Origin of the sequence: Streptococcus sp. FSL K6-1323 (assembly GCF_038630745.1) — a bacterium.
GTDB classification, from domain to species: Bacteria; Bacillota; Bacilli; order Lactobacillales; family Streptococcaceae; genus Streptococcus; species Streptococcus salivarius_D.
In genome coordinates, this window is sequence record NZ_CP152039.1 from 780,056 (window position 1) to 805,498 (window position 25,443).

20 protein-coding genes and 1 pseudogene are annotated in these 25,443 nt (G+C 38.8%); 18 read left to right on the forward strand and 3 right to left on the reverse strand.

Annotated elements, in window-relative coordinates; genetic code table 11:
- The first annotated feature begins 1 nt into the window (after position 1).
- The 3 genes from NST80_RS03445 to NST80_RS03455 all read left to right on the forward strand — a co-directional run bounded on the left by NST80_RS03445 (position 2) and on the right by NST80_RS03455 (position 3,404).
- The gene (locus NST80_RS03445) at positions 2–1,378 is read left to right on the forward strand and encodes an FtsX-like permease family protein (protein ID WP_342504640.1); all 1,377 of its coding nucleotides are present in this window, start codon (positions 2–4) and stop codon (positions 1,376–1,378) included.
- Between the two features lie 71 nt (positions 1,379–1,449).
- On the forward strand, positions 1,450–2,103 hold the full coding sequence (locus NST80_RS03450; protein WP_045768546.1) for a response regulator transcription factor: 654 nt from the start codon (positions 1,450–1,452) through the stop codon (positions 2,101–2,103).
- Positions 2,100–3,404, forward strand: coding sequence for a HAMP domain-containing sensor histidine kinase (locus tag NST80_RS03455; protein WP_118172241.1), 1,305 nt, complete (start codon positions 2,100–2,102; stop codon positions 3,402–3,404). Before NST80_RS03450 ends, NST80_RS03455 begins: the two co-directional genes overlap by 4 nt.
- A 64-nt stretch (positions 3,405–3,468) precedes the next feature.
- Here the strand turns inward: NST80_RS03455 and NST80_RS03460 are convergent.
- A pseudogene (locus NST80_RS03460) lies at positions 3,469–4,718 on the reverse strand (ISL3 family transposase).
- A gap of 337 nt (positions 4,719–5,055) precedes the next feature.
- Here NST80_RS03460 and NST80_RS03465 point away from each other — a divergent pair.
- Positions 5,056–6,666, forward strand: coding sequence for an alpha-glucosidase (locus NST80_RS03465; RefSeq protein ID WP_183138166.1), 1,611 nt, complete (start codon positions 5,056–5,058; stop codon positions 6,664–6,666).
- Between the two features lie 51 nt (positions 6,667–6,717).
- Here the strand turns inward: NST80_RS03465 and NST80_RS03470 are convergent, their stop codons facing one another.
- Positions 6,718–7,743 (reverse strand): LacI family DNA-binding transcriptional regulator, encoded by a 1,026-nt coding sequence (locus NST80_RS03470; protein ID WP_193757568.1) that lies wholly within the window; start codon positions 7,741–7,743, stop codon positions 6,718–6,720.
- A gap of 140 nt (positions 7,744–7,883) precedes the next feature.
- On the opposite strand from NST80_RS03470, the gene NST80_RS03475 reads away from it, so the two are divergent.
- The 14 genes from NST80_RS03475 to NST80_RS03540 all read left to right on the forward strand — a co-directional run bounded on the left by NST80_RS03475 (position 7,884) and on the right by NST80_RS03540 (position 24,207).
- Entirely contained in the window at positions 7,884–9,050 is a 1,167-nt protein-coding gene (locus tag NST80_RS03475) for a galactokinase (protein ID WP_183138168.1), read from the forward strand.
- Positions 9,051–9,069: 19 nt separating this feature from the next.
- Complete coding sequence (gene galT / locus NST80_RS03480) at positions 9,070–10,551, forward strand: UDP-glucose--hexose-1-phosphate uridylyltransferase (RefSeq protein WP_193757567.1); 1,482 nt, start codon at positions 9,070–9,072, stop codon at positions 10,549–10,551.
- A 29-nt stretch (positions 10,552–10,580) separates the two neighbouring features.
- Entirely contained in the window at positions 10,581–11,582 is a 1,002-nt protein-coding gene (galE, locus tag NST80_RS03485; protein ID WP_002888050.1) for a UDP-glucose 4-epimerase GalE, read from the forward strand.
- 75 nt (positions 11,583–11,657) lie between these two features.
- Entirely contained in the window at positions 11,658–12,704 is a 1,047-nt protein-coding gene (locus NST80_RS03490; protein WP_096833031.1) for a galactose-1-epimerase, read from the forward strand.
- 110 nt (positions 12,705–12,814) lie between these two features.
- Complete coding sequence (locus tag NST80_RS03495) at positions 12,815–14,719, forward strand: PTS sugar transporter subunit IIA (RefSeq protein WP_014632923.1); 1,905 nt, start codon at positions 12,815–12,817, stop codon at positions 14,717–14,719.
- Positions 14,720–14,722: 3 nt separating this feature from the next.
- Positions 14,723–17,740 carry a glycoside hydrolase family 2 TIM barrel-domain containing protein gene (locus NST80_RS03500; RefSeq protein ID WP_183138170.1) on the forward strand — a complete coding sequence of 1,006 codons (3,018 nt, stop codon included), beginning with the start codon at positions 14,723–14,725 and terminating at the stop codon, positions 17,738–17,740.
- Positions 17,741–18,230: 490 nt separating this feature from the next.
- Positions 18,231–19,397 carry a hypothetical protein gene (locus tag NST80_RS03505; RefSeq protein WP_229056989.1) on the forward strand — a complete coding sequence of 389 codons (1,167 nt, stop codon included), beginning with the start codon at positions 18,231–18,233 and terminating at the stop codon, positions 19,395–19,397.
- Between the two features lie 93 nt (positions 19,398–19,490).
- Positions 19,491–20,333 (forward strand): aldo/keto reductase, encoded by an 843-nt coding sequence (locus tag NST80_RS03510; RefSeq protein WP_183138171.1) that lies wholly within the window; start codon positions 19,491–19,493, stop codon positions 20,331–20,333.
- A gap of 133 nt (positions 20,334–20,466) precedes the next feature.
- Positions 20,467–20,682, forward strand: coding sequence for a DUF6290 family protein (locus NST80_RS03515; protein ID WP_070438100.1), 216 nt, complete (start codon positions 20,467–20,469; stop codon positions 20,680–20,682).
- Entirely contained in the window at positions 20,672–20,926 is a 255-nt protein-coding gene (locus NST80_RS03520) for a type II toxin-antitoxin system RelE/ParE family toxin (RefSeq protein ID WP_145517253.1), read from the forward strand. The genes NST80_RS03515 and NST80_RS03520 overlap by 11 nt, the downstream gene beginning before the upstream one ends.
- 144 nt (positions 20,927–21,070) lie before the next feature.
- Positions 21,071–21,757 carry a YoaK family protein gene (locus NST80_RS03525; protein WP_145517254.1) on the forward strand — a complete coding sequence of 229 codons (687 nt, stop codon included), beginning with the start codon at positions 21,071–21,073 and terminating at the stop codon, positions 21,755–21,757.
- 92 nt (positions 21,758–21,849) lie between these two features.
- Positions 21,850–22,482: a nitroreductase family protein gene (locus NST80_RS03530; RefSeq protein ID WP_145517255.1), complete on the forward strand. Its 633-nt coding sequence runs from the start codon at positions 21,850–21,852 to the stop codon at positions 22,480–22,482.
- Positions 22,483–22,645: 163 nt separating this feature from the next.
- Positions 22,646–23,329 carry a response regulator transcription factor gene (locus NST80_RS03535; RefSeq protein ID WP_118172357.1) on the forward strand — a complete coding sequence of 228 codons (684 nt, stop codon included), beginning with the start codon at positions 22,646–22,648 and terminating at the stop codon, positions 23,327–23,329.
- Positions 23,329–24,207 (forward strand): HAMP domain-containing sensor histidine kinase, encoded by an 879-nt coding sequence (locus NST80_RS03540; protein ID WP_037602222.1) that lies wholly within the window; start codon positions 23,329–23,331, stop codon positions 24,205–24,207. Before NST80_RS03535 ends, NST80_RS03540 begins: the two co-directional genes overlap by 1 nt.
- Positions 24,208–24,684: 477 nt before the next feature.
- Here the strand turns inward: NST80_RS03540 and NST80_RS03545 are convergent, their stop codons facing one another.
- Positions 24,685–25,440, reverse strand: a complete 756-nt coding sequence (locus NST80_RS03545) for an ABC transporter permease (protein ID WP_064525289.1) — start codon at positions 25,438–25,440, stop codon at positions 24,685–24,687.
- Positions 25,441–25,443 lie beyond the last annotated feature (3 nt).

The window sequence follows — 25,443 nt, forward strand, 5'->3', positions numbered from 1 at the left end:
TATGTTTCGAAACGCTTTTGCATATATTACACGAAAATGGTCAAAGTCACTATTACTGTTAATTATTATTCTTTTGATGAGTACTCTTAGTTTGTTAGGACTTGCTATGCGAAGTGCAACCCAAGAAGCTGCATCCAAGAGTCTAGGGTCAATTACCAATAGTTTTTCAATGCAGATTAATCGTAACACGAATCCTGGAACTCCTCGTGGGGCTGGAAATCTTAAGGGAGAAGATATTAAAAAGATTAGTGAGACTAAAGGGATTGTTTCGACTATAAAACGGATAAATGGTATTGGTGATTTACTAGATTATGAGATTATCGAAACAGAGCAAACGCTACAAAATCAGTCTCCAGAACGTGCTAAAAATTTTAAGTCTACCTTGATGTTGACAGGAGTCAATGACTCATCAAAAGAAGACAAATTTGTTTCAGGTGCTTATAAACTAGTTGAAGGAGAACATCTAACCGATAAGGATCATAATCAAATCTTGATGCACGAAGATTTAGCTAAAAAGAATGGTCTTAATGTAGGAGATAAAGTAAAGCTTAAATCTAATCTCTATGACGCTGATAACGAAAAAAGGGCTGATGAAACAGTAGAAGTGACTATCAAAGGTTTATTTTCTGGTCAAAATAAAGCAGCCGTTACCTATGCTCAGGAGTTGTATGAAAACACCCTCATCACTGATCTAGATACAGTAGCAAAACTCTATGGTAATACTGTAGAAACTGCCACTTATGAGGATGCCACTTTCTTTGCTAAAGGCGATCAAAATCTTGATTCCTTGATAGCAAAGATTAAAAAGTTGAATATTAACTGGTCCCTCTACGATCTTGTTAAGAGCTCGTCAAATTACCCTGCTTTACAGAAATCTATTCTTGGGATGTATCGTGTGGCAAACCGTATGTTTATTGGAAGTCTCATTTTTACAAGTTTATTGCTAACCCTTCTGTTAATTTTATGGTTAAATGCTCGTCGTAGAGAAGTTGGTATCTTTTTGTCCTTGGGACTTAAAAAGACACAGGTTGCGGGTCAATTTTTAATAGAATTGCTGATGATTGCCTTACCAGCCTTTCTTTTGTCATATGGTTTAGCTAGTTTCTTTGCCGAAAAAGTTGGTAATACAGTCCTTTCCAATGTTACTGAAGGTATCAGTAAGCAAATGACAAAAGAATCTCTAGCTGCAAATCTCGGTGGAGGGGCTGAGGCAGAGAGCTTCAGCAAGACTCTGACTCAGATTCACATGACAGTCCAACCTAAGCAACTTTTGGTAGTCATTCTAGTCGGTGGATTTATTTTAAGCTTGGTATCCTTGATTTCTTCTCGCTGGCTTCTTCACAAGAAACCCAAGGATCTCTTAGTTGATGTTGAATGATAAGTTTGCTGCACCTATAAAAAACGGTATAATGGAAGAAAGAGACCATATATAGATTAAAAGGATAATGTATGAAGATACTAATCGTAGAAGATGAAGTCCTGATTCGAGAAGGGATGAGCGACTATCTCATGGAATGTGGCTATGAGGTCTTTGAAGCAGGCGATGGGCAGGAGGCCCTGGATATCTTTCACAGAGAAGCTCCGGATTTAGTCTTGCTGGACATCCAGCTTCCTATCCTCAATGGCTTGGAAGTCCTCAAGACCATCCGGAAGACCAGCTCAGTCCCTGTCCTCATGCTAACGGCCTTCCATGACGAGGACTATAAGTTGACAGCTTTTGGAGAGTTGGCAGATGGCTACCTAGAAAAACCCTTCTCCTTGTCCCTCTTGAAGGTCCGTATCGAAGCTATTTTTAAAAAGCTCCAACCTTCACGGGTCTTCACCTATGGAGAGGCACGGGTGGATTTTGAGAGTTATACAGCCAGCCTAGCTGGGCAAGCTATTTCCATGAATGCCAAGGAGTTGGAAATCTTGGAATACTTGCTCCAACATGAGGGCAAGGCCCGGACCCGCTCTCAGATCCTCGATGCCGTCTGGAAGGAGACGGAGGAGATTCCTTTTGACCGGGTGATCGATGTCTATATCAAGGAGCTACGAAAAAAACTGGAGCTGGACTGTATCGTAACGGTACGCAATGTCGGCTATAAATTGGAGAGACCATGACCAAACGGAGTATCTTTGCAAAGATCTTTCTGATCACCTTTGCCCTTTTTAGTGGCTTAGTCATCCTTCTACACGCTTCGGTTTACTTTATTTTCCCCTCGACCTATATCGAGTCCCAGCGCCAGACGATTTTGAAGAAATCAGAGGCCCTAGCTAAGAGTTTCCAGGGGCAGGAAGAAGGGACCATTGAGTCCGTCATCGACCTTTATTCCAAGACTAATGATATCAAGATATCTATCAAGGGCAAGGAAAAACAAAATGCCATAGAGGTCAAGGATGACCTACTCGTAAACCCTAACAGCCAGAATAATTCCTTGGTCATTGAAGAGCGAAAAATTCAGACTAAAGAAGGACAAGACTTGACCTTGCAATTCTTAGCGACCGTCGATTCTCAAAAGGAAGCGCGGGACATCAGTCTGGGCTTTCTTCCCTATAGTCTTCTGGCTTCCTTTGTTCTGTCGCTGATTGCCTCCTATCTCTATGCCCGCATGATTTCTGCTCCAATCCTTGAGATCAAGCAGATGACCAAGCGGATGAAGCGCCTGGATCGGACAGCTAGTCTTCCCATTCACTCGCAGGATGAGATCGGCGTTCTCAAGCAACAGATCAACGACCTCTATCACCATCTCCTAGAAGTAATCGACAATCTAGAGCAGCAGAAACAGGAAAATCTGAAGTTAGAGCAGATGAAGGTCGAATTTCTAAGAGGGGCTTCGCATGAACTCAAGACGCCTCTAGCTAGCTTGAAAATTATCCTAGAAAATATGCGAGATAATATTGGCCGCTACAAGGATCGGGACCGCTACCTGTCGGTCTCCCTCGATATCGTCGATGAGATGAACCAGATCGTTCTAGAAATCCTGTCCCTGTCCTCTGTCCAAGAATTGGCTGGAGACAAGGAGTGGATCCAGTTAGATGATGTGGTAAATCGCATACTCACTCAAAATCAAGTGTTGGTTGAGACTCGCTCCCTATCAATTGAAAATTATCTTCCGATAACTAGTATTTTCATGAATTTAGCTATTTTGAAATTGGTTCTCTCAAATATTATCAGTAATGCCGTCAAGCATTCTGATAAGGGTGGAGTGGTTCGAATAGGTTTAGAAAATGGAGGAACCGATTTTGTCATTGAAAATACAATTGTATCTAAAGAAAATTCTTCAACTAAAGCTCAAGCTAAGAAAGAAGGGGGATTAGGACTTTTTGTGGTCAAATACCTTCTAGAACATGAGGAACTTAGCTATAGATTTGAGGAAAGTTCTACGGGGAGGCGCTTTGTTATGGTCTTGCCCAAAAAGTAAAAAAGCGACGGTTAAGGTATTAACGGCTCTTTGTCAACTGTAGTGGGTGACGAAAAGCTAACATCTAGAGAGGACCTGATAGGTCTTCTCTTTTTTTATGTTTAGAGTGATGAAGACACGTTTCTTAAAGTTGATGAAGTTTCTAAAACCGAAGCCCAACCGTTTGATGTCTTTGATCAACTTGTTAGTCGCTTCGAGTTTCGCGTTTGAATAGTCAGTTTCTAGCGCATTCTTGATGTATTGCTTGTGTCTAAGAAAAGTCCTAAAGACCGTTTGAAAGTAGTGATTGACCTTGCTCATGTTCTCCTCTATTGACTCAAAAAACTCATCTACCCTCTTCTCCTGAAAGTGAAAAAGCAAAAGCTGATAGAGGTTGTAGTCATTAGCGAGCTCTTCTGAAAAGTCTAGAGTCTTCTCAACGACTTCATGTGGTGCTAAAGTTTGTCGGAAAGTCTTTGAATAAAAAGAGTTGAGCGATAGCTTACGGCTGTCCTTTTGAAAGAGTCGCCAGTGATTTTTCAAGGCTCGATAGGGTAGTGACTTCTTATCAAACTGGTTCATAATAGCAATTCTTGTCTTTAAAAATGCTCGACCAAGGTGCTGGATAATGTGGAAACGATCAAGAACGATTTTGGCGTTTGGAAAAAGTTTTTTGGCTAGTGGCATATAGGTCCCAGACATATCCATCGTGATAAACTGTACCTGTTGTCGGACTTTCAATGGATACTTCAAAAAGTAGTTTCGTATAGTGGTTTGGCGACGATTATCAAGGATGGTTATGAGTTCGTTTGTCTCATAATTCTGGGCTACAAAAGCGAATTCCCCTTTCTTGAACCCAAACTCATCCCAGGACATAACAGTAGGGAGCTTGTCATAATGTTCCTTGAAAGTAAACTGGTCGAGCTTACGATAGACAGTGGACGTCGACACACGAAGCTTTCTGGCAATATCAGTTAGTGACATCTTCTCAGTTAGGAGTTGTGTAAGCTTTTGTCGGACAAGGTTGGAGATTTGACAGTTTTTCTCAACGATTGATGTCTCAGCTACCGTGACTCTCCTACAATTTTTACACTGGAAGCGGCGTTTCTTCAGACGTAGTAGTGTTGGAGTTCCCGCTTGTTCGAGAAGAGGGATTTTAGAAGGCTTTTGAAAGTCGTACTTGATCATTTTTCCATGGCAATGAGGACATGATGGTGCAGGATAATCGAGTTTTGCTTGAATCTCGATATGAGTATCAGTTTCAAAAACAAGTGAAATATTGATATTTTGGTCTTTAATTCCGATTAATTCTGTGGTATTCTTAATAAGTCTCATAAGTTCTTCCTAATGATGGTTTGGTTGCTTTTCATTATAGTTCTTATGGGACTTTTTGTCTGCATTCAAAAAGCTCTATAATCTCTACAGTAGTTTTACCCACTACAGAAATTATAGAGCCGTATTAACTATCGTTTTTTTGTATTGTTAAAATAATCAAAGGCTAACCTTACATTTCAACTCTATTGTTTTTCAACATTACCAAAAATTTAAGGAGTCTGGAGTATAGGTCATTGAAATGTTTTAAACAACGAGAGAAAACGCTTGCATAACTTCTAGAAAAACGTAAAATAGAACCATCAGACTCATGATGATAATAAAAACAAGGAGTAGAATCATGCAAAAATACTGGTGGCATAAAGCTACGATTTATCAAATTTACCCTAAATCATTCATGGATTCCAATGGTGATGGTATCGGTGATCTCAAGGGGATTACAAGTAAACTAGATTATCTTCAAAAACTCGGAATAACAGCCCTATGGCTTTCGCCTGTCTATGACAGTCCAATGGATGACAATGGCTATGATATCGCTAACTATGAGGCTATTGCAGATATTTTTGGAGACATGAGTGACATGGATGAGCTTTTGGTGGAAGCCAAGAAGCGTGATATTCAAATTGTTATGGACTTGGTGGTTAACCATACCTCTGATGAACATGCATGGTTCATCGAAGCGCGTAAAAATCCAGAAAGTCCTGAACGAGATTTCTACATCTGGCGAGATAAACCTAATGAGTTAGTATCTATCTTTAGTGGATCTGCTTGGGAATATGATGAGACCTCAGGGCAATATTATCTGCATTTCTTTAGTAAGAAACAGCCAGACCTCAATTGGGAAAATCCACAGTTGCGCCAGAAAGTTTATGACATGATGAATTTCTGGATTGATAAGGGAATCGGTGGTTTCCGCATGGATGTGATTGATATGATTGGTAAGATTCCAGATCAACTGATTGATACAAACGGTCCAAGGCTTCACGATTACATCAAGGAAATGAACCAGGCGAGCTTTGGCAAGCATGACCTTCTAACCGTTGGTGAAACCTGGGGAGCGACACCTGAAATTGCTAAACAGTATTCAAATCCTGATAATCAAGAACTTTCAATGGTTTTCCAGTTTGAACATATTGGACTTCAGCATAAGCCAGATAGCCCTAAATGGGAGTATGAGAAGGAGTTGGATGTTTCAGCACTTAAGGCTATTTTTAATAAATGGCAAACCGAGTTAGAGTTGGGACAAGGGTGGAACTCACTTTTTTGGAACAACCACGACTTACCTCGTATTCTCTCAATGTGGGGAGATACTGGTGTCTATCGTGAGAAGTCAGCCAAGGCCTTGGCTATCCTCCTTCATCTGATGAGAGGAACACCTTACATTTATCAAGGTGAAGAAATCGGCATGACCAATTATCCTTTTAGAACTTTGGAAGAATTGAATGACATTGAATCTCTCAACTATGCCAAAGAGGCTCTCGAAAAAGGGGCATCGATAGAAGTTATCATGGACCAAATCCGTCAGGTGGGTCGTGACAATGCTCGAACACCAATGCAATGGGATACATCTAAAAATGCTGGATTTAGCATATCGGATAAGACTTGGTTACCTGTTAATCCAAACTATAAGGACATAAATGTTGAATCAGCCCTTGCCAATCCAGAATCAATTTTCTATACATATCAGAAGCTCGTAGAGCTTCGTAAGACTCAAGATTGGTTGGTAGATGCTGACTTTGAACTCTTGGAGACAACTGACAAAGTGTTTGCTTATATTCGGAAAACCAAAGATAGCAGTTATCTGGTTGTAGTCAACCTATCAGACCAAGAACAAGACTTCTGTTATGATTTTGACAAAGCAGAAGTTGTCATTGCAAATACCGAATTAGAGCCAATTGCAGACCAAGGAAAACTCCAAGCCTGGGATGCTATTTGTGTGAAAGTGAAATAAAAAGTGGTTGTCAACTTACAGTTGACGACCACTTTTTAGTCTATTGAGTAATCATGGGTTAGTTGGCAGTCGGATTGTCCTTTCCTTCGTACTACCCCTCAAGGTTAATTTCGTACCTAACATGGTAAGAGTTGGAATTTCTCGTGGAGCCAGGACTTGTTTATTGAGGACATCCATGGCCGTTCGTCCCATTTCTTCGGTGTAGACCGTGACACAAGATAAGGGAGGAAATACCTGTCTTGCCATGATTGTATCGTTAAAAGAAATGATTTGAATCTGATCTGGAACAATGAGGCCAGCTTCTTGAAAAGCTTTGAGTGCTCCAATAGCTAAGCTATCACTTGCGGCAAAAAAGGCATCTGGAAGTTTCTCCTGTGTCTCTAGTTTAGCTTTGATAAGTTCATAACCAGATAGAGCACTAAAGTTTCCTGTCAAAATGAGATTAGCGTCGTAAATTCCCTCTTCAATACAAAAATTGCGATAGGCACGCCGACGTGAATCAGTAATAATTTCTTGCAAGTCGGTTGTCTTCTCCTCGCCTGTTAAAAGTCCGATTGATTGACACCCTTGTTTTTTTAAATATTGGAGGGCAGTCTGAACAGCATTTTCAAAATCGGTCGTGACACAAGGGTGTCCCTGGGTTAAGGTATCGCTATCCACAAATACAAGGGGTTTCCCCAGTGCTTCAAAATCAGAAATTTGAGATTTACTGAATTTTCCGATACAAATTACTCCGATAACCTCTTCAGCCAGGTTAAAGGGGATATCGTTAAAATATCGTAGAATCTCGTAGTCGAGTTCCTGAGCCCTTTTTTCAATGCCGAGTCGAATATTATAATAGTAGATGTCGTCTAACTCATCTTCCTCACTTACCCATTGGATAATTGCCACTTGATGTTTCTCTTTTTTCAAGTTTCCGATTTTCTTATGTTTGGTATATCCGATTTCATCTGCCGCAGTTAAAATACGGTGCCTGGTTTCTTCAGTAACGGAGAGGTTTTCATCTTGGTTGAGAACACGTGAGACAGTTGCGATTGATACATCAGCCAATTTTGCGATATCTTTTAATGTAGCCATTTTGTTCTCCTTTCTTCCAAAGTATACCATAAATTCTAAAATTTTACCTATATTTTACTAAAAAAACAGTAAAAACATTGATTTTCCTTGTGAAAGGGGTTACACTGTTAGTGTAAAAAAGAATAAGCGAGGTACATCCTATGAAGACATCACAGTTAAGAGAAAAGTTTAAAGAAGTTTTTGGTGTAGAAGCAGACCATACTTTCTTTTCTCCAGGTCGTATTAATTTGATTGGTGAACACACAGACTACAACGGTGGACATGTGTTCCCAGCAGCTATTACTCTAGGTACTTACGGAGCGGCCCGTAAACGTGATGACAAAGTTTTGCGTTTCTTCTCAGGTAACTTTGAAGATAAGGGAATCATCGAAGTACCACTTGAAAATCTTCGTTTTGAAAAAGAACACAACTGGACAAACTATCCAAAAGGTGTTCTTCATTTCTTGCAAGAGGCTGGTCATACGATTGATTCAGGCATGGATATTTACATCTATGGTAACATTCCAAACGGATCAGGTTTGTCATCATCATCATCTTTGGAATTGTTGATTGGTGTTATTGCTGAAAAACTTTATGACCTTAAACTGGAACGCCTTGACTTGGTTAAAATCGGTAAGCAGACTGAAAATGACTTTATCGGCGTTAACTCTGGTATCATGGACCAATTCGCTATTGGTATGGGAGCTGATCAACGTGCGATTTACTTGGATACAAATACTTTAGATTATGATTTGGTACCACTTGACCTTAAAGACAATGTTGTTGTTATCATGAACACTAACAAACGTCGTGAATTGGCTGATTCTAAATACAATGAACGTCGTGCTGAATGTGAAACAGCAGTATCTGAACTCCAAGAAAAGCTTGATATCCAAACACTTGGTGAATTGGACCTCTGGACGTTTGATGCCTATAGTTACTTGATTAAAGATGAAAACCGTATCAAACGTGCTCGCCATGCAGTTCTTGAAAATCAACGTACACTTCAAGCTCGTAAAGCTCTTGAAGCAGGAGATTTGGAAGGCTTTGGACGCCTTATGAATGCTTCTCACGTGTCATTGGAACATGATTACGAAGTTACAGGTCTTGAACTTGATACTTTGGCACACACAGCATGGGAACAAGAAGGTGTTCTTGGAGCTCGTATGACAGGAGCGGGATTCGGCGGATGTGCCATCGCACTTGTAAATAAAGATAAAGTTGAAGATTTCAAAAAAGCAGTTGGTCAACGTTATGAAGAAGTCGTTGGTTATGCACCAAGCTTCTATATTGCTGAAGTAGCTGGCGGTTCACGAGTACTTGATTAATGAGAAAGAAGTAGAGATTATGGCTGAAAATTTAGTAAACACTTTTGTAACTCAGGTTATTGAAAATAGTGATTATGAGGAATTGGACCGTATCTATTTGACAAACAAAGTTTTTGCTTTGGTTGGAGAAGGAGTTTCTGATGTTGAAACAGATAGCTCTGAATTGATTGACCTTAAAGACCAGTTGCTTCAAGCAGGTGTTAAAGCTGGTTCTGTAGGTGAACTTAATGAAGAACAAGATATCATCGGTGCTCAACTCATGGACTTGATTACACCAAGCCCTAGCCTTGTCAATCGTAACTTCTGGGATACTTATAAATCTAACCCAGAGCAAGCAATTGCTGACTTTTATGCACAAAGTAAACGAAATGATTATGTGAAAGTCAAAGCCATTGCACAAAATATTGCATATAAAGCACCAACTAAATACGGTGACTTGGAAATTACGATTAACCTTTCAAAACCTGAAAAAGATCCAAAAGCCATCGCTGCAGCTAAAAATGCGGTAGCTTCTGATTATCCAAAATGCCAACTTTGTATGGAAAATGAAGGATATCTAGGTCGCATCAATCACCCAGCACGTAGTAATCACCGTGTTATTCGTTTCCAAATGGAAGAAAATGATTGGGGCTTCCAATATTCACCATATGCTTACTTTAATGAACATTCTATCTTCTTTTATGGTAAGCACGAACCAATGCACATCAGTCCATTGACGTTTGGTCGTCTCCTATCAATTGTTGAAGCATTTCCTGGTTACTTCGCAGGTTCAAATGCCGATCTTCCAATTGTAGGTGGTTCAATTCTTACACACGAACACTATCAAGGTGGTCGCCACACTTTCCCAATGGAAGTAGCAGGCATTAAAGAAAAAGTTAGCTTTGATGGATACTCTGATGTTGAGACTGGTATCGTTAATTGGCCTATGTCTGTTCTTCGTCTTAGAAGTGAAGACAAGGAAAGACTAATTGCTCTAGCAACCAAAATTCTCAATTGCTGGCGTGGTTATTCAGACGAAAAAGCTGGTGTCTTGGCTGAGTCTGATGGACAACCTCACCACACTATTACCCCAATTGCTCGTAGAAAAGACGGCAAATTTGAATTGGATTTGGTTCTTCGTGACAATCAAACTTCTGAAGAACATCCAGACGGTATCTACCACCCACACAAAGATGTTCAACATATTAAAAAAGAAAACATTGGTTTGATTGAAGTTATGGGATTGGCCATTCTTCCTCCTCGTTTGAAAACAGAACTTAAAGATGTTGAAGATTATCTATTAGGTCAAGGTAACCAAGTTGCTCCAATTCACCAAGAATGGGCAGATGAACTCAAAGCTCAAAATCCGAATGTTACGGCTGAGGAAGTGACAGAAGTTGTTCGACAATCTGTTGCAGATATCTTTGCTCGTGTACTAGAAGATGCAGGTGTTTATAAATCTGATAATGAAGGCTTGAATAACTTTAAAGCTTTTGTAAATTTTGTAAATTTAGCTGATTAATTGTTTTTTCTGAAGAAAGGAGATTAGAAATGGCAATTTTAGTATTAGGTGGAGCTGGTTATATCGGTTCTCACATGGTTGATCGCTTAGTTGAAAAAGGTCAAGAAAAAGTAGTAGTAGTAGATAGTTTGGTAACAGGTCACCGTGCTGCCGTACATCCAGATGCTATTTTCTACCAAGGCGATCTCTCTGATCAAGATTTTATGAGAAAGGTCTTCAAAGAAAATCCTGATGTTGATGCCGTTATTCACTTTGCGGCCTATTCATTGGTTGGTGAATCAATGGAAAAACCACTCAAATATTTTGATAACAATACAGCTGGAATGGTTAAATTGCTTGAAGTTATGAACGAATGCGGTGTTAAATACATTGTCTTCTCATCAACAGCAGCAACTTACGGTATCCCAGAAGAAATTCCAATTCTTGAAACAACACCACAAAATCCTATCAACCCATATGGTGAAAGTAAGTTGATGATGGAAACTATCATGAAGTGGTCTGATAAAGCTTATGGTATTAAATATGTGCCACTTCGTTACTTCAACGTTGCTGGTGCAAAACCTGATGGATCTATCGGTGAAGACCATGGTCCAGAAACTCACCTTCTTCCAATTATCCTTCAAGTAGCTCAAGGTGTTCGTGAAAAAATCATGATTTTTGGTGATGACTACAACACTCCTGATGGAACAAATGTTCGTGACTATGTTCACCCATTTGACTTGGCTGATGCTCACCTCCTTGCTGTTGAATATCTTCGTAAAGGAAATGAATCTACAGCCTTTAACTTAGGTTCATCAACAGGATTCTCAAACCTTCAAATTCTTGAAGCAGCTCGTAAGGTAACTGGTAAAGAAATTCCAGCTGAAAAAGCTGATCGTCGTCCTGGTGACCCTGATACATTAATTGCTTCATCTGAAAAAGCACGTACAGTTCTTGGATGGAAACCACAATTTGATAACATCGAAAAAATCATCGCAAGTGCTTGGGCATGGCATTCTAGCCATCCAAAAGGGTACGATGATCGAGGGTAATTAAAAAAATAATAATAAACAAAGAGTCAAAGAGTATATATAATTGTTGTACTCTTTGTTTTTTGAGGAAATAATATGAAAATAAGCTGCGAAATTATTGGAAAAGTTGACTCAGGTGATGTCAGCAAAATTACGATGGAGAATGATAATGGTGTTGTCATTTCCACACTCACAACAGGTGCTACACTTCAGGAGTTTTTGGTTCCAACGGAAACTGGTGCTCTTAAAAATATAGTACTTGGTTTCAGTGATTACGAGGATTACTATAAGAATAATTTATGTGCCTGCCAGTCCATTGGTAGGGTTGCTGGAAGAATTGGGAAAGCTTCGTATACTCATAATATGGTTCTTTATAGCCTTCCTAAGAATGAGGGAGAAAACTGTTTACATGGCGGTCCAAAAGGAATGCAGGTTCAAAATTGGAATTATGTCACAAACTTGACAGAGGAATATGTTGAGACAAAGTTTGTTAGAAGACTTTACTCAAGTGTCGATGGGTTCCCTGGTGACATGTCAGTTTCTATTACCTACAGACTTAACAACAGCAATCGCTTATCAATCTTCTTTGAAGCCTTCGATGTTACAGAGTCAACAGTCTTTAATCCGACCAATCATGTCTACTTTAATCTTAGTGACAAGCAAGATTTGTCAACTCATGAGTTAAAAATCTATTCAGACTACCATTTGGAATTGGATTCTGAGTTAATCCCTACAGGACAAAAAATTAATGTAGATGGAACAAATTATGATTTCAGAAAGACAACTGACTTGCTACCTCGAATTGAAGCAAATAATGGTTTTGATGATGCCTTTGTAGTTGGAGGGGAAACTTGTGATCATGTGAAAGAAGTAGCTATTTTGCATGACAAAGAAAGCGGAGATGGTATTGAAATCTTCTCTAACAGAAATGGTTTAGTTATTTATACTATGGATATTATAGAGGATAATATTTACTTTGCGAGAGATCAAGGAACAATTGCAAAAGGACGAGAAGCTATAGCTATGGAAGCTCAAACACTCCCAGATGCCGTTAATCATACAGATTTTGGAGATATCATCTTGGAGGAGGGTCATAGTGTAAGCTATGAAATCGGTTTCCAATATTTTAATTCATCAAAATAATCATGTTTTAGTAAAAATTTAGTAAAAAATCACTAAAACTATTGACGGTTTAAACTAATACTTATATAATGTAAGCGTATTCAAAAAACAACTAACAGGAGGTTTTCGTAATGGGAAAATCTAAAGGTCAAATGAAGTCTCGTCTATCCTATTCAGCTGGTGCTTTCGGTAACGACGTCTTCTATGCAACGTTGTCAACATACTTTATCATGTTTGTGACAACTCACTTGTTTAACACAGGTGATCCAAAGCAAAATAGTCACTACGTACTATTAATTACTAACATCATCGCTATTTTGCGTATCTTGGAAGTATTTATCGATCCATTGATCGGTAACATGATTGATAACACTCATACTAAGTATGGTAAATTCAAACCATGGGTAGTTGGTGGTGGTATCATCAGTTCTATCGCCTTGTTGCTTCTCTTCACCGATTTAGGTGGTTTGAATAAAACAAATCCTTTCTTGTACCTTGTACTTTTCGGAATTATCTACCTTGTAATGGATGTCTTCTACTCAATTAAAGATATCGGTTTCTGGTCAATGATTCCTGCCTTGTCTCTTGACAGTCATGAACGTGAAAAAATGGCAACTTTTGCCCGTATTGGTTCTACGATTGGTGCCAATATTGTAGGTGTTGCCATCATGCCAATCGTTTTGTTCTTCTCTATGACGAACAGTAGTGGCTCTGGAGATAAATCTGGATGGTTCTGGTTTGCATTTATCGTTGCTCTCATTGGTGTGATTACATCAATTGCTGTTGGTATTGGTACACGTGAAGTTGAGTCAAAACTTCGTGATAACAAAGAAAAAACTAGCCTTAAACAAGTCTTTAAAGTTCTTGGTAAAAACGACCAATTGATGTGGTTGTCTCTCGGATATTGGTTCTATGGTCTTGGTATTAATACACTTAATGCTCTTCAACTTTTTTACTTCACATTTATCCTTGGTGATCCAGGGAAATACTCAATCCTTTACGGATTGAATACAGTTGTTGGTTTGGTTTCAGTTTCACTCTTCCCTAGCCTAGCTGGTAAATTCAACCGTAAACGTTTGTTCTATGGATGTATTGCAGTAATGCTCGGTGGTATCGGAATCTTTAGTATTGCAGGAACATCACTTCCAATGATCTTGACTGCTGCTGAACTCTTCTTTATTCCACAACCTCTTGTGTTCCTTGTTATCCTCATGATTATCTCTGACTCAGTAGAATATGGTCAATGGAAATTGGGACACCGTGATGAATCACTTACTTTGTCAGTTCGTCCACTTGTTGATAAACTTGGTGGTGCGATGTCAAACTGGCTTGTTTCTACAATTGCCGTAGCTGCTGGTATGACAACAGGTGCCTCAGCATCAACAATTACAACACATCAACAGTCTATCTTTAAGCTTAGCATGTTTGGTTTCCCAGCAGCAGCAATGCTTATCGGAGCCTTCATTATTGCTCGTAAAATCACTTTGACTGAAGCACGTCACGCTGAAATTGTTGAAGAATTGGAACATCGCTTTAGCGTAGCAACTTCTGAAAATGAAGTTAAAGCTAACGTCGTATCTCTTGTAAACCCTACAACTGGCCATTTGGTTGACCTCTCAAGTGTTAATGATGAACACTTTGCTTCAGGTAGCATGGGTAAAGGTTTCGCCATTAAACCTACTGATGGAGCTGTCTTTGCACCAATTAGTGGTACCATTCGTCAAGTTCTTCCTACTCGCCATGCAGTTGGTATTGAAAGTGAAGATGGTGTCATTGTTCTTATCCACGTTGGTATCGGAACAGTTAAACTTAAAGGTGAAGGGTTCATTAGTTACGTAGAACAAGGTGATCGTGTTGAAGTTGGACAAAAACTTCTTGAGTTCTGGTCACCAATTATTGAGAAAAACGGTCTTGATGACACAGTACTTGTCACTGTAACCAATTCAGAAAAATTCAGTGCTTTCCATCTTGAACAAGAAGTTGGAGAAAAGGTAGAAGCTTTGTCTGAAGTTATTACCTTCAAAAAAGGAGAATAATCTATGAACACGACTGAAAAAATTCAAACTTACTTAAACGATCCAAAGATTGTTAGCGTTAATACTGTTGACGCTCACTCAGATCATAAGTATTTTGAATCTCTTGCAGAATTTTCTGAAGGGGAGATGAAGTTAAGACAATCTCTTAATGGAAAATGGAAAATTCACTATGCTCAGAATACAAATCAAGTTTTAAAAGACTTTTATAAAACAGAATTTGATGAAACTGATTTGAATTTCATCAATGTACCAGGTCATTTAGAGCTTCAAGGTTTTGGTTCTCCACAATATGTGAATACCCAATATCCTTGGGATGGTAAAGAATTCCTTCGTCCACCTCAAGTTCCTCAAGAATCAAATGCTGTTGCATCATACGTTAAACATTTTACCTTGAATGATGCATTAAAAGATAAAAAAGTATTTATCTCATTCCAAGGGGTTGCCACTTCCATCTTTGTATGGGTCAATGGTAACTTCGTAGGATACAGTGAAGATTCATTTACACCTAGTGAATTTGAAATCAGTGATTACCTTGTTGAAGGTGATAACAAGTTGGCGGTAGCTGTTTATCGTTACTCTACAGCAAGCTGGTTGGAAGACCAAGACTTCTGGAGACTTTACGGTATTTTCAGAGATGTTTACTTGTACGCTATTCCAAAAGTTCACGTTCAAGATCTCTTTGTTAAGGGAGATTATGATTACCAAACAAAAGCAGGTCAATTGGATATTGATTTGAAGACTGTTGGAGATTACGAAGATAAGAAAATTAAATATGTTCTTTCAGATCATGAAGGCATCGTTACAGAAGGTGATGCATCTGTTAATGGTGACGGTGAACTATCTGTAAGTCTTGAAAATCTGAAAATCAAACCTTGGAGTGCTGAAAGTCCTAAACTTTACAATTTGACCCTTCATGTTTTGGATGATGACCAAGTTGTTGAAGTCGTTCCAGTTAAAGTTGGATTTAGACACTTTGAAATTAAAGATACACTCATGCTTTTGAATGGTAAGAGAATTGTCTTTAAAGGGGTTAACAGACACGAATTTAACGCTAGAACAGGACGTTGTATCACTGAAGAAGATATGCTTTGGGATATCAAAGTGATGAAACAACATAACATCAATGCTGTTCGTACTTCTCACTATCCTAACCAAACACGTTGGTATGAATTGTGTGATGAATATGGACTTTATGTTATCGATGAAGCCAACCTTGAAACACACGGTACATGGCAAAAACTTGGTCTAAGCGAACCTTCATGGAATATCCCAGCTAGTGAACCAGAATGGTTGCCTGCTTGTTTGGATCGTGCCAATAACATGTTCCAACGTGATAAGAACCATGCTAGTGTTATCATTTGGTCTTGTGGTAATGAATCATATGCTGGTAAAGATATTGCTGACATGGCTGATTACTTCCGTAGTGTTGACAATACTCGTCCAGTTCACTATGAAGGTGTTACATGGTGTCGTGAATTTGATTACATTACAGACATCGAAAGTCGTATGTATGCGAAACCAGCTGATATTGAAGAATACCTCACTAACAATCCTCAAAAACCTTATATTTCATGTGAATACATGCACACAATGGGTAATTCTGGTGGTGGATTGAAACTCTACACTGATTTAGAGAAATATCCAGAATACCAAGGTGGATTTATTTGGGACTTCATTGACCAAGCTATTTACAAACCACTTCCAAATGGTAGCGAATTCCTATCATATGGTGGTGACTGGCATGATAGACCTTCTGACTACGAATTTTGTGGAAATGGTATTGTCTTCGCAGATCGTACCCTAACTCCAAAACTTCAAACAGTTAAACATCTTTACTCTAATATTAAGATTGCTGTTGATGAAAAATCAGTAACTATCAAGAATGATAATGTCTTTGAAGATCTTTCTGCTTATACTTTCCTAGCTAGAGTTTACGAAGATGGTAGAAAAGTTAGCGAAAGTGAATATCACTTTGATGTTAAACCAGGTGAAGAAGCAACATTCCCAGTAGAATTCGCTGTTGGATCTTCAAATGCTGAACGAATTTATGAAGTTGCTTGTGTTCAGAATGAAGCAACTGAATGGGCTCCAAAAGGACATGAAATTGTTCGTGGTCAATATGTTGCTGAAAAGATTAGCACTGAAACACCAGTTAAGGCTCCTTTGAATGTTGTTGAAGGCGACTTCAACATCGGAATCCACGGACAAAACTTCTCTATCTTGCTTTCACGTGCACAAAATACGCTAGTATCTGCTAAGTATAACGGTGTTGAATTCATTGAGAAAGGTCCTAAACTTAACTTTACTCGTGCTTACACTGACAACGATCGTGGTGCTGGATATCCATTCGAAATGGCAGGCTGGAAAGTTGCTGGAAACTATAGTAAGGTTACAGATACTCAAATTCAAATTGAAGATGACTCTGTTAAAGTGACTTATGTTCATGAATTGCCTGGCTTTTCTGATGTCGAAGTTAAGGTAACTTATCAAGTTGATTACAAGGGTCGAATCTTTGTTACTGCAAACTATGATGGTAAAGCAGGTTTGCCAAACTTCCCTGAATTTGGTCTAGAATTTGCTATCGGTTCACAATTTACAAACCTAAGCTATTATGGATACGGTGCAGAAGAAAGCTACCTTGATAAACTTCCTGGTGCCTATCTTGGTCGATATGAAACATCTGTTGAAAAGACATTTGCTCCATATCTAATGCCACAAGAATCTGGTAATCACTATGGTACTCGTGAATTTACAGTATCTGATGATAACCATAATGGTCTTAAATTCACCGCACTTAATAAGGCATTCGAATTCAGTGCTTTGCGTAACAGTACTGAACAAATTGAAAATGCTCGTCATCAATATGAATTGCAACAATCTGATGCTACATGGATTAAAGTTCTTGCTGCTCAAATGGGTGTCGGTGGTGACGACTCATGGGGTGCTCCAGTTCATGACGAATTCTTGGTTAGCTCAGCAGATAGCTATCAATTGAGCTTCATGATTGAACCACTCAACTAAAGTATTATTGGACTTTGCCTCCAACGATATATTTGATAAAGGAAACTCGAAAGGGTTTCCTTTTGTCATGGTTTGAAGTAAGAAAAAGGAAACAGACCTCTGTTTCCTTTTAAAATATAACTCAGTTTTCAATTCCCTTAAAAATGGGAGTGATCAAGTAAAATTATGAAAAAGTGAGTTAAAGATATTGATATAGAAAAGGGACTAAACCACTCCCAAGGCGTTAATGATTTTTTGTAGCTTTAAATGAAACTTGAAGATTATGCCTTGACGTTAATCGTCCAATGGCACTCTATCTAATATAAGTATACAACTTTGAGTTTAGATGTCCCAAAATAAGACTCTATGGATTCTTATCTGTATTGTGATTGGCGACTATTTTTGTCAATAAAAATTTAAGAGGTTGTTGATTTCACTTAGAATATAGTAATGTTCTATGAAAACGTATACAATAGTAGTTAGAGAAATAAACATAGATTGGAGAAGATTGATGACATCATCTTTTGAAGACTTCACAAAAAAAGCAGAAGCATTCTTAGAAGAACATATTACAGAGTATCTCAGTGTGGACATGGCTCTTGAAGATTTTGCAAGACAATACAACCAAGGGCTTTTTGATGAGATCACTTCCCCTGATTCAAAGCAGGAGAGAGCTTGGAAACTTATTGAAGAGGCTTATCATTATCACGAGGAAGATCCTTCGAGAAGTCAGGAATTTTTGACAGAAGCTTTAAAACTAGATCCTGAAAATCTTGATGCTAAGCAGATGCTCTTAACTTTTCAAAGTCCACTTGAACATCTAAAAGGCCTAATTGCTTTAGAAAAAGAGCAAAGGTCCAAGTGGGATCAAGGTCCAAAAATGGGCTGGGCTAATCTTGACGAGCGTCCTTATTTGTCTTTGAAGTATAATCTTGCTAAATTTTATTTAAGCAACAGTATGAAGCGGTTTGCTATTAAGGAATTTGAAGAGATTCTAGAGATAGATGTTCAAGATCACATGGGAGTCCGTTACGAATTGATGGCTACCTATTGTAATCTAGAGGAGTTTGATAAGGCTAAGAACTTTTTCGAATGTGAGCAAATGGAATATCATGAAGAAGATTTGATGATAGTACCAATGATGACCGTCTCACTAATGACGGGACATATTGAGGATGCGGATTTCTATTTTGATCTACTTTATGCAAAAAATCCAGAGTTCGAAAATTATTTAAAAATGATTGAACAAGGTGATGAAGAGCGTCTAGTTGCCGAAACGCTTAAAGTCAACCCTATCTTATTTGAAGCCAATAGTATGCAAAGTCTTTTGATGGTTTTTAATCAAGTCGTTGATCTGTCCCAGTCAGAATATTATTTTACTTGGTTAATCGAAAAATATTGTGCAAAACGTCCACAAAGACATGTTGCGAAAAAGAAAAATCCAGAATTGCACAAACTAATTAGAGAATTGGAAAAAAGTATAGAACCAAGCAAAGCCCTCCAAGGTCTTTCAATAAGTGTGGAGCGTATACTTCGTCAACATGGCTTAATAGAATTTAAAGATTTTAAAAAGAAAACGGAAGAGGAAGTAGCAGCGATTAGAGGAGTTGGAAAGGTGAGCATGGAAATCCTTAAAGAAAATGGTGTTGTCTTTAAAAAGAAGCGGAAAAAGAAGTAAGGAACTATTCATCAAACAAGCTGTAGCAAATCTTTGCAATTTTATCTTATATCCTTTAAGATAATTCTGTTACAACTTGAAAAGGAGAACAGGATGGAAACATATACACTTTCAAATGGCGTTACGGTTCCTAAAATTGGTTTTGGGACTTGGCAGATTCCAGAAGGGGAAGAAGCTTATAACAGCGTTAGTTTCGCACTTAAGGCGGGTTACACACATATTGATACGGCGCAAATCTACGGTAACGAGGTTTCTGTAGGCAAGGCGATTGCAGATAGTGATGTGGCGCGTGAGGATATTTTCCTAACGACTAAACTCTGGAATGACAAGCACGATTACGATTTGGCCAAGGCCTCTATCGACGAGTCTCTTGAAAGACTAGGTGTGGATTATTTGGATCTTTTGCTCATCCACTGGCCTAATCCAAAGGCTCTTCGTGAGAATGATGCTTGGAAGGTTGGCAATGCAGGTGCTTGGAAGGCAATGGAAGAAGCCTACAAAGATGGTAAGTTGCGTGCTATCGGTGTGTCTAACTTTATGCAGCATCACCTTGATGCTCTCCTTGAAACGGCTGAAATTGTGCCACATGTCAATCAAATTCTTTTGGCTCCAGGTTGTGCCCAAGAAGATTTGGTTGCCTATTGCCAAGAGCGTGATATTCTTCTTGAAGCCTATAGCCCACTAGGTACTGGTAGCATTTTTGGAAATGAAGACGTAGAAGCAGTGGCTGAACGTAACGGAAAATCTGTTGCTCAAGTTGCCTTACGTTGGAGCCTTCAAAAAGGTTTCTTGCCACTACCTAAGTCAGTGACAGCAAAAAATATCGAAGCCAACTTGGATATCTTTGACTTTGATTTGTCAGAGGAAGATATGGCAGTATTGGATAAGATTCAAGGCATTAAAACTCAGGATGATCCTGATTCAGTTAACTTTTAATAGGACTGCAAGCAACTCGTAAGAGTTGCTTTTTCTATTGTTTTACGAATAAAAGTATGAACCTATTATCAAAATTGACAAAAAGGAGGAGTGGTAATACAATGGTGTTACAAAAGAGAACGAGGTTAAGGATATGACAACAATTACATTGAAGGTTTCAGAAGCAGATAAGAAGTTCATGCAGGCCATTGCGAAATTTGAAGGGGTATCCTTGTCAGAATTAATTCGTACCAAAACTTTAGAAGCCATTGAGGATGAATATGACGCTAGAGTAGCCGATTTGGCTTTGGTAGAATATGAAGACTATCTTGAAAATGGTGGGGAGGTGCTAAATTGGGATGACCTATAAGATAGTACCCACCCCTATATTTGCCAAAAATTTAAAAAAGTTGGATCCTTTCGTCAGAAAACAAATTAAGGCTTATCTCAATCGTGTCACAGATAATCCAAGAGCCAAGGGTAAGGCCTTGGTTGCCAATCGCACTGGACAATGGCGCTATCGTATTGGTGCCTATCGTGTTATTGTCAATATTCAGGACAATGAACTAATCATACTTGCCCTCGAAGTCGGTCATAGACGTGATATCTATTAGTATCAAGACTTATAATATCCCAGATTCCGTTAATTTTTAATAGGATAGAAGCAACTCGTGAGGGTTGCTTTTTTCTACTGTGTGTGCCCGAATTTGCTATAATAAGGCTATCATATCAATTACTATTAGAAGGGAAGTTATGCTATGGAATCGCGGAACCTTCTTCCTCAAAATACGCGTCTGATGGCTAATTTGTTGAGTTTCTCGGGAGGGGCTTTGGATGTCTTTTGTCATATGTACTATCATAGTTTGGTTGCTACACAGACTGGGAATATCCTTCTCTTGGTCGCTGACTGGCGAAACAGTAGTATGTACTATAACTTGTTGCGTTGCTTTTCAATCTTATTCTTTTCTTTAGGCTTTCTTTTTGGTATGTGGTTTAAAGACCAGCGTAAGAATGCCTATTGGCGAGTTTATGGTCTTCTTCCACTTTGTGTGATGACAGCTATCCTGCCTTTTCTACCTTCAAATGCCTTGATTGAGCTCCCGATTATCGCTTTTTCTGCAGGTATCATGATGAAGACTTTTACTGGCAGTCAGATTGAGAATCATCCCTTCGTGATATTTATGACCTCAGGAAATTATCGAAGGATGTTAACGGCCCTCTATTATGCCATTCAGGGAAGTGGTGATCAGAGAGAATATCGTCGTCAGGCTGTCAATTATAGCTTTATCGTAGGGAGCTTTGTCGTTGGCGCTATCGTCTCAGCCGTTCTGATGCATTTTGTACACCTTAAGTCAATCTGGGTAATCACACTCAGTCTTATTATCATCATGGTTTACTATTCATCTGAAGTGAAACGGCTAGGACTCAAGGAGACCAATCTTTAAGCACTTTTGTAGCAATTATTTTTGATAACAATTGTCTTATGTTATAATTTTGATTATATTATTTTCATTTAATCAAAAAAAGGAGACATAAGATGCCTGTAGTATGCAATGATTTTTCAGATATCGTTTATAATCGTCGTTCCATTCGTAACTTTGATCCATCTGTTAAGATTCCGCGAGAAGAACTGTTGGAAATCCTAGATAAGACTGTTACAGCACCATCATCAGTCAACATGCAACCTTGGCGTTTTGTTGTTGTTGAGAGCGAAGAGGGCAAGGAAAAATTGACACCTTTCGTCAGCTACAATGTTGTGCAAAATGAAACATCATCAGCCATGGTCCTTATTTTTGCCGATTTGAAGAGCCAAGAAAGAGCTGAAGATATCTACGGTAAGGCTGTTGCTCAAGGAAAAATGCCTGAAGAAGTCAAAGAAAAACAACTGTCAAGCATTGTACCAATGTATGAAAATGCTCCTCGAGAAATGATGAATGAAATTGTCCACATTGATGCTAGCCTTGCTGCTATGCAGTTGATGTTGGTTGCTCGTTCTTATGGTTATGATACCAACGCCATCGGTGGTTATAAAAAAGATGGGCTTGCCAAAGCCTTTGGACTTGATGAAGACCGTCATGTACCAGTTTTGCTCATTGCTCTTGGGAAAGCCAATGAAGAAGGCTTTGAGTCTGTTCGTCTGGATGCTTCTGATGTGACGACTTTTGCTTAATAAATAATTGACCGTAAGTCTCGGAAGTGGAGGCTTACGGTTTTTATTTTTCCTTTTATGCTATCAATAACTCATAATGCACCTTGTCATTAATTTGGCTTTTTGTTAAGATGAAAGAAAAAGTGAGCGTATACAATTGGTAGTATCATTGGAGGATTAAGACATGGCACGTATTTTACAGATTGAAGACAATGAGGATATCCAGAATATTCTTTTTAACTTGTTTTCTGAAGAACATGATATTATCCAAGCCTACTCTGGAACCGAAGGAGAGCTTTTGTTTCAAAGTCAAGAGATTGATTTAGTTCTCCTAGATATCATGTTACCGGGTAAGGGTGGCGAAGAAGTGCTTAAGTTTATCAGGCAAAGAAGCTCTGTTCCTGTCATTATGCTGACAGCCTTGGGTGACAAGCACTTGATTAGCCAGTACTTACTTGATGGTGCAAATGATTATATCGTTAAGCCCTTTGATCTTGAAGAAGTTTATGCGCGTGTCTCAGTTCAACTACGTGAACACAGCAAGGGAAGGAGTAAGCCTGATAACATCTATCAAGTCAAAAATATCACGATAAACCCAGACAGTTTTGAAGTCTCCTGTCAGGGAAAAGTCATTCGTTTAGGTAAGAAAGAGTTTCAAATTTTTCACACACTCCTTCAAAATCCAAAGAAAATTTTTACTAAAGAGGACCTTTATGAGACGGTTTGGGCAGCCCCTTATCTATCAGGTGATAATACATTGAATGCACAGTTGAGTAATCTACGTAAGAAACTAGCCCAAGTGGATGCGGGTACGGAGTATATCGAAACGATTTGGGGCTTAGGTGTGCGACTTAAAGGAGAAGACTGATGGAAGGACTGCTTATTGTATTGATAGGACTTCTTCTGGGAGCGACTACCTGTCTAATTCGTTACTATTTGGCTGTAAAATCTCTCTCAAAGCAGATTGAAGAAAAGCTAGTTGAAGAAAGCCATCGACGAATTACTCTGAAAAACCAGCCAAAATCATTGGTTACTCTAACGAATCGGATTGAGTCTCTCTTTACCCAAATTGAAAAGACTAAGCTTGTCGCTCTCCAAGAAAAGAAAACCATGGATATGGCTATCAGTAATATTGCCCATGATATACGAACACCATTGACAGTAGCGAGCGGCTATGCTCAGCAAAGTCTTCGAAGTAGTAGTGAAGATGACATGGCTATGGAGAAGATTTCTAAAAATCTACTGACTGTTTCAAAGCGTTTGGAAGCCTTGTTGGAATATCGACGATTAACAGAGGGGGCCATCCAACCACAATTTCAAGATGTGGACTTTTCTCAACTTGTGGTTAAGTCTATCCTGCCTTACTATGACATGTTTCAGGAGACAGGGATTACACTAGATATTCAAGTAACCCCTGATATCCAATGCGAAATGGATGCTGATATTTTTGAACGTCTATTTCAGAATATTATCAGTAACGTTCTAAAACATGGTAAGACTCAAGCTCAACTGACATTGCAGAAAAAGGACGATGGCATTTATTTGTCAGTTAGTAATATGGTCCAACAGCCGATACAGCATCTGGACCAACTAACGACCCGCTTTTATTCTGAAAACCTGTCAGATACCGAGGATTCCTCTGGACTTGGGCTTTATATCACTGAACACTTAGTTCAAGTCTTAGAGGGTGAGTTGCATCTGGCCTATGAGAATGAATGGTTCTATTTAACTGTGAGATTAAAATAATTTCGGAAAACAACTCAACCACCGATTTGATTTTGCAAAAAATCTTTGATTCTAGAATTCTATTAAAAAATAGAAAGTAACATTATTCATACTGCTTTTCTTGATTCTATTTGCTTTCAGTGATAGAATAAAAATATTGAGAGGATATTGTAGGATGACTGGTAACAGAGCATTCAAAGGTACCAACTTCTGGTACGGGTGCGGTGCTACCTTCAGCTTCAGGCTGTAAAGAACCCTTACTGACATTGGTCCTCTTTTTTTAGTTGTCGTCAACTTTTGTTGGTGACTTTTTTATATTTTAGATTTTGAAAGAATCCATAAATTTATACAAACTCTCGTAAATAAAATAGATATCTTCAAAGTAAACAAACACTTCTACATCAAAAATAAGATTTGTTTCGCACCTCCGGAGAGAAACGGATTTGAAGTCACAGAATAAAAATAACATCGCGCATGTTCACGATGTTATTTTTGTTATCATAAATCTTGTTTTTCAAAGGTAATCAAGCCCAAAGCTGTAAATGCTAGGATAAATCCTACTGCCACGATTGCAGTATTTTGAATGATAGTTTTATCTGCAGTCATGCCGTAATTAAAGTTGAGTGACAAGTATTTCAAAATTTCTACTTTAGGGAAGATTGCTGCTGGTACGGTTAAAGCTACTAAACCAAGGGTGTAAGTCACAAAGGTTGTCACGATAGAATGTGTGAGGTAGAGGGTAACCGTGGTCAGACTTACCCAAGCTAGATTACACAAGAATTGGAGAAGGAAAGTTAAGGCAAAGTTTCTAACAAAGTGATCAGGTACAGTTCCAAGACCGTGGCAAAGAGTACCTAGAACAAAGGCAAGGCCGTAAGACAGGAGGAGTTGTCCTAAAGTGATAGCTACAATGACGGTTGCCTTGGCGAAGAAGAACCCGCTCCGTGAAATGCCAGAGGTGAGATTATTCTTGTACAATTTTTGTGCTAAATCAACACCCAAAATGATAGAGACCACAATTAAAGTGAATAGGACTGTCATGGAGATACTACTAGAGTAATTAATCAGTGATCCGACACCAGTCCACGAAGAGGCGCTTTTAACGGCTTGTTTTGCCCCAGTTTCTACGCCTACATGCCCTGTGCCTCCCAATAGGACACCAGAAATAATGTTTAGGGCTAGGATAATTTCAGAAATCCAAAATCCTTTAGAACGGAAGAGTCGATAGAAATCGGCGTGAATAGTGTGTAACATGGC

Coding starts and splice junctions, on each gene's coding strand:
- galE (WP_002888050.1), top strand. CDS start 10,581: ATGGCAATTTTAGTATTAGGTGGAGCTGGTTATATCGGTTCTCACATG.
- NST80_RS03545 (WP_064525289.1), bottom strand. CDS start 25,440: ATGTTACACACTATTCACGCCGATTTCTATCGACTCTTCCGTTCTAAA.
- NST80_RS03445 (WP_342504640.1), top strand. CDS start 2: ATGTTTCGAAACGCTTTTGCATATATTACACGAAAATGGTCAAAGTCA.
- NST80_RS03465 (WP_183138166.1), top strand. CDS start 5,056: ATGCAAAAATACTGGTGGCATAAAGCTACGATTTATCAAATTTACCCT.
- galT (WP_193757567.1), top strand. CDS start 9,070: ATGGCTGAAAATTTAGTAAACACTTTTGTAACTCAGGTTATTGAAAAT.
- NST80_RS03540 (WP_037602222.1), top strand. CDS start 23,329: ATGGAAGGACTGCTTATTGTATTGATAGGACTTCTTCTGGGAGCGACT.
- NST80_RS03475 (WP_183138168.1), top strand. CDS start 7,884: ATGAAGACATCACAGTTAAGAGAAAAGTTTAAAGAAGTTTTTGGTGTA.
- NST80_RS03495 (WP_014632923.1), top strand. CDS start 12,815: ATGGGAAAATCTAAAGGTCAAATGAAGTCTCGTCTATCCTATTCAGCT.
- NST80_RS03535 (WP_118172357.1), top strand. CDS start 22,646: ATGGCACGTATTTTACAGATTGAAGACAATGAGGATATCCAGAATATT.
- NST80_RS03515 (WP_070438100.1), top strand. CDS start 20,467: ATGACAACAATTACATTGAAGGTTTCAGAAGCAGATAAGAAGTTCATG.
- NST80_RS03505 (WP_229056989.1), top strand. CDS start 18,231: ATGACATCATCTTTTGAAGACTTCACAAAAAAAGCAGAAGCATTCTTA.
- NST80_RS03530 (WP_145517255.1), top strand. CDS start 21,850: ATGCCTGTAGTATGCAATGATTTTTCAGATATCGTTTATAATCGTCGT.
- NST80_RS03520 (WP_145517253.1), top strand. CDS start 20,672: ATGACCTATAAGATAGTACCCACCCCTATATTTGCCAAAAATTTAAAA.
- NST80_RS03500 (WP_183138170.1), top strand. CDS start 14,723: ATGAACACGACTGAAAAAATTCAAACTTACTTAAACGATCCAAAGATT.
- NST80_RS03450 (WP_045768546.1), top strand. CDS start 1,450: ATGAAGATACTAATCGTAGAAGATGAAGTCCTGATTCGAGAAGGGATG.
- NST80_RS03470 (WP_193757568.1), bottom strand. CDS start 7,743: ATGGCTACATTAAAAGATATCGCAAAATTGGCTGATGTATCAATCGCA.
- NST80_RS03510 (WP_183138171.1), top strand. CDS start 19,491: ATGGAAACATATACACTTTCAAATGGCGTTACGGTTCCTAAAATTGGT.
- NST80_RS03455 (WP_118172241.1), top strand. CDS start 2,100: ATGACCAAACGGAGTATCTTTGCAAAGATCTTTCTGATCACCTTTGCC.
- NST80_RS03525 (WP_145517254.1), top strand. CDS start 21,071: ATGGAATCGCGGAACCTTCTTCCTCAAAATACGCGTCTGATGGCTAAT.
- NST80_RS03490 (WP_096833031.1), top strand. CDS start 11,658: ATGAAAATAAGCTGCGAAATTATTGGAAAAGTTGACTCAGGTGATGTC.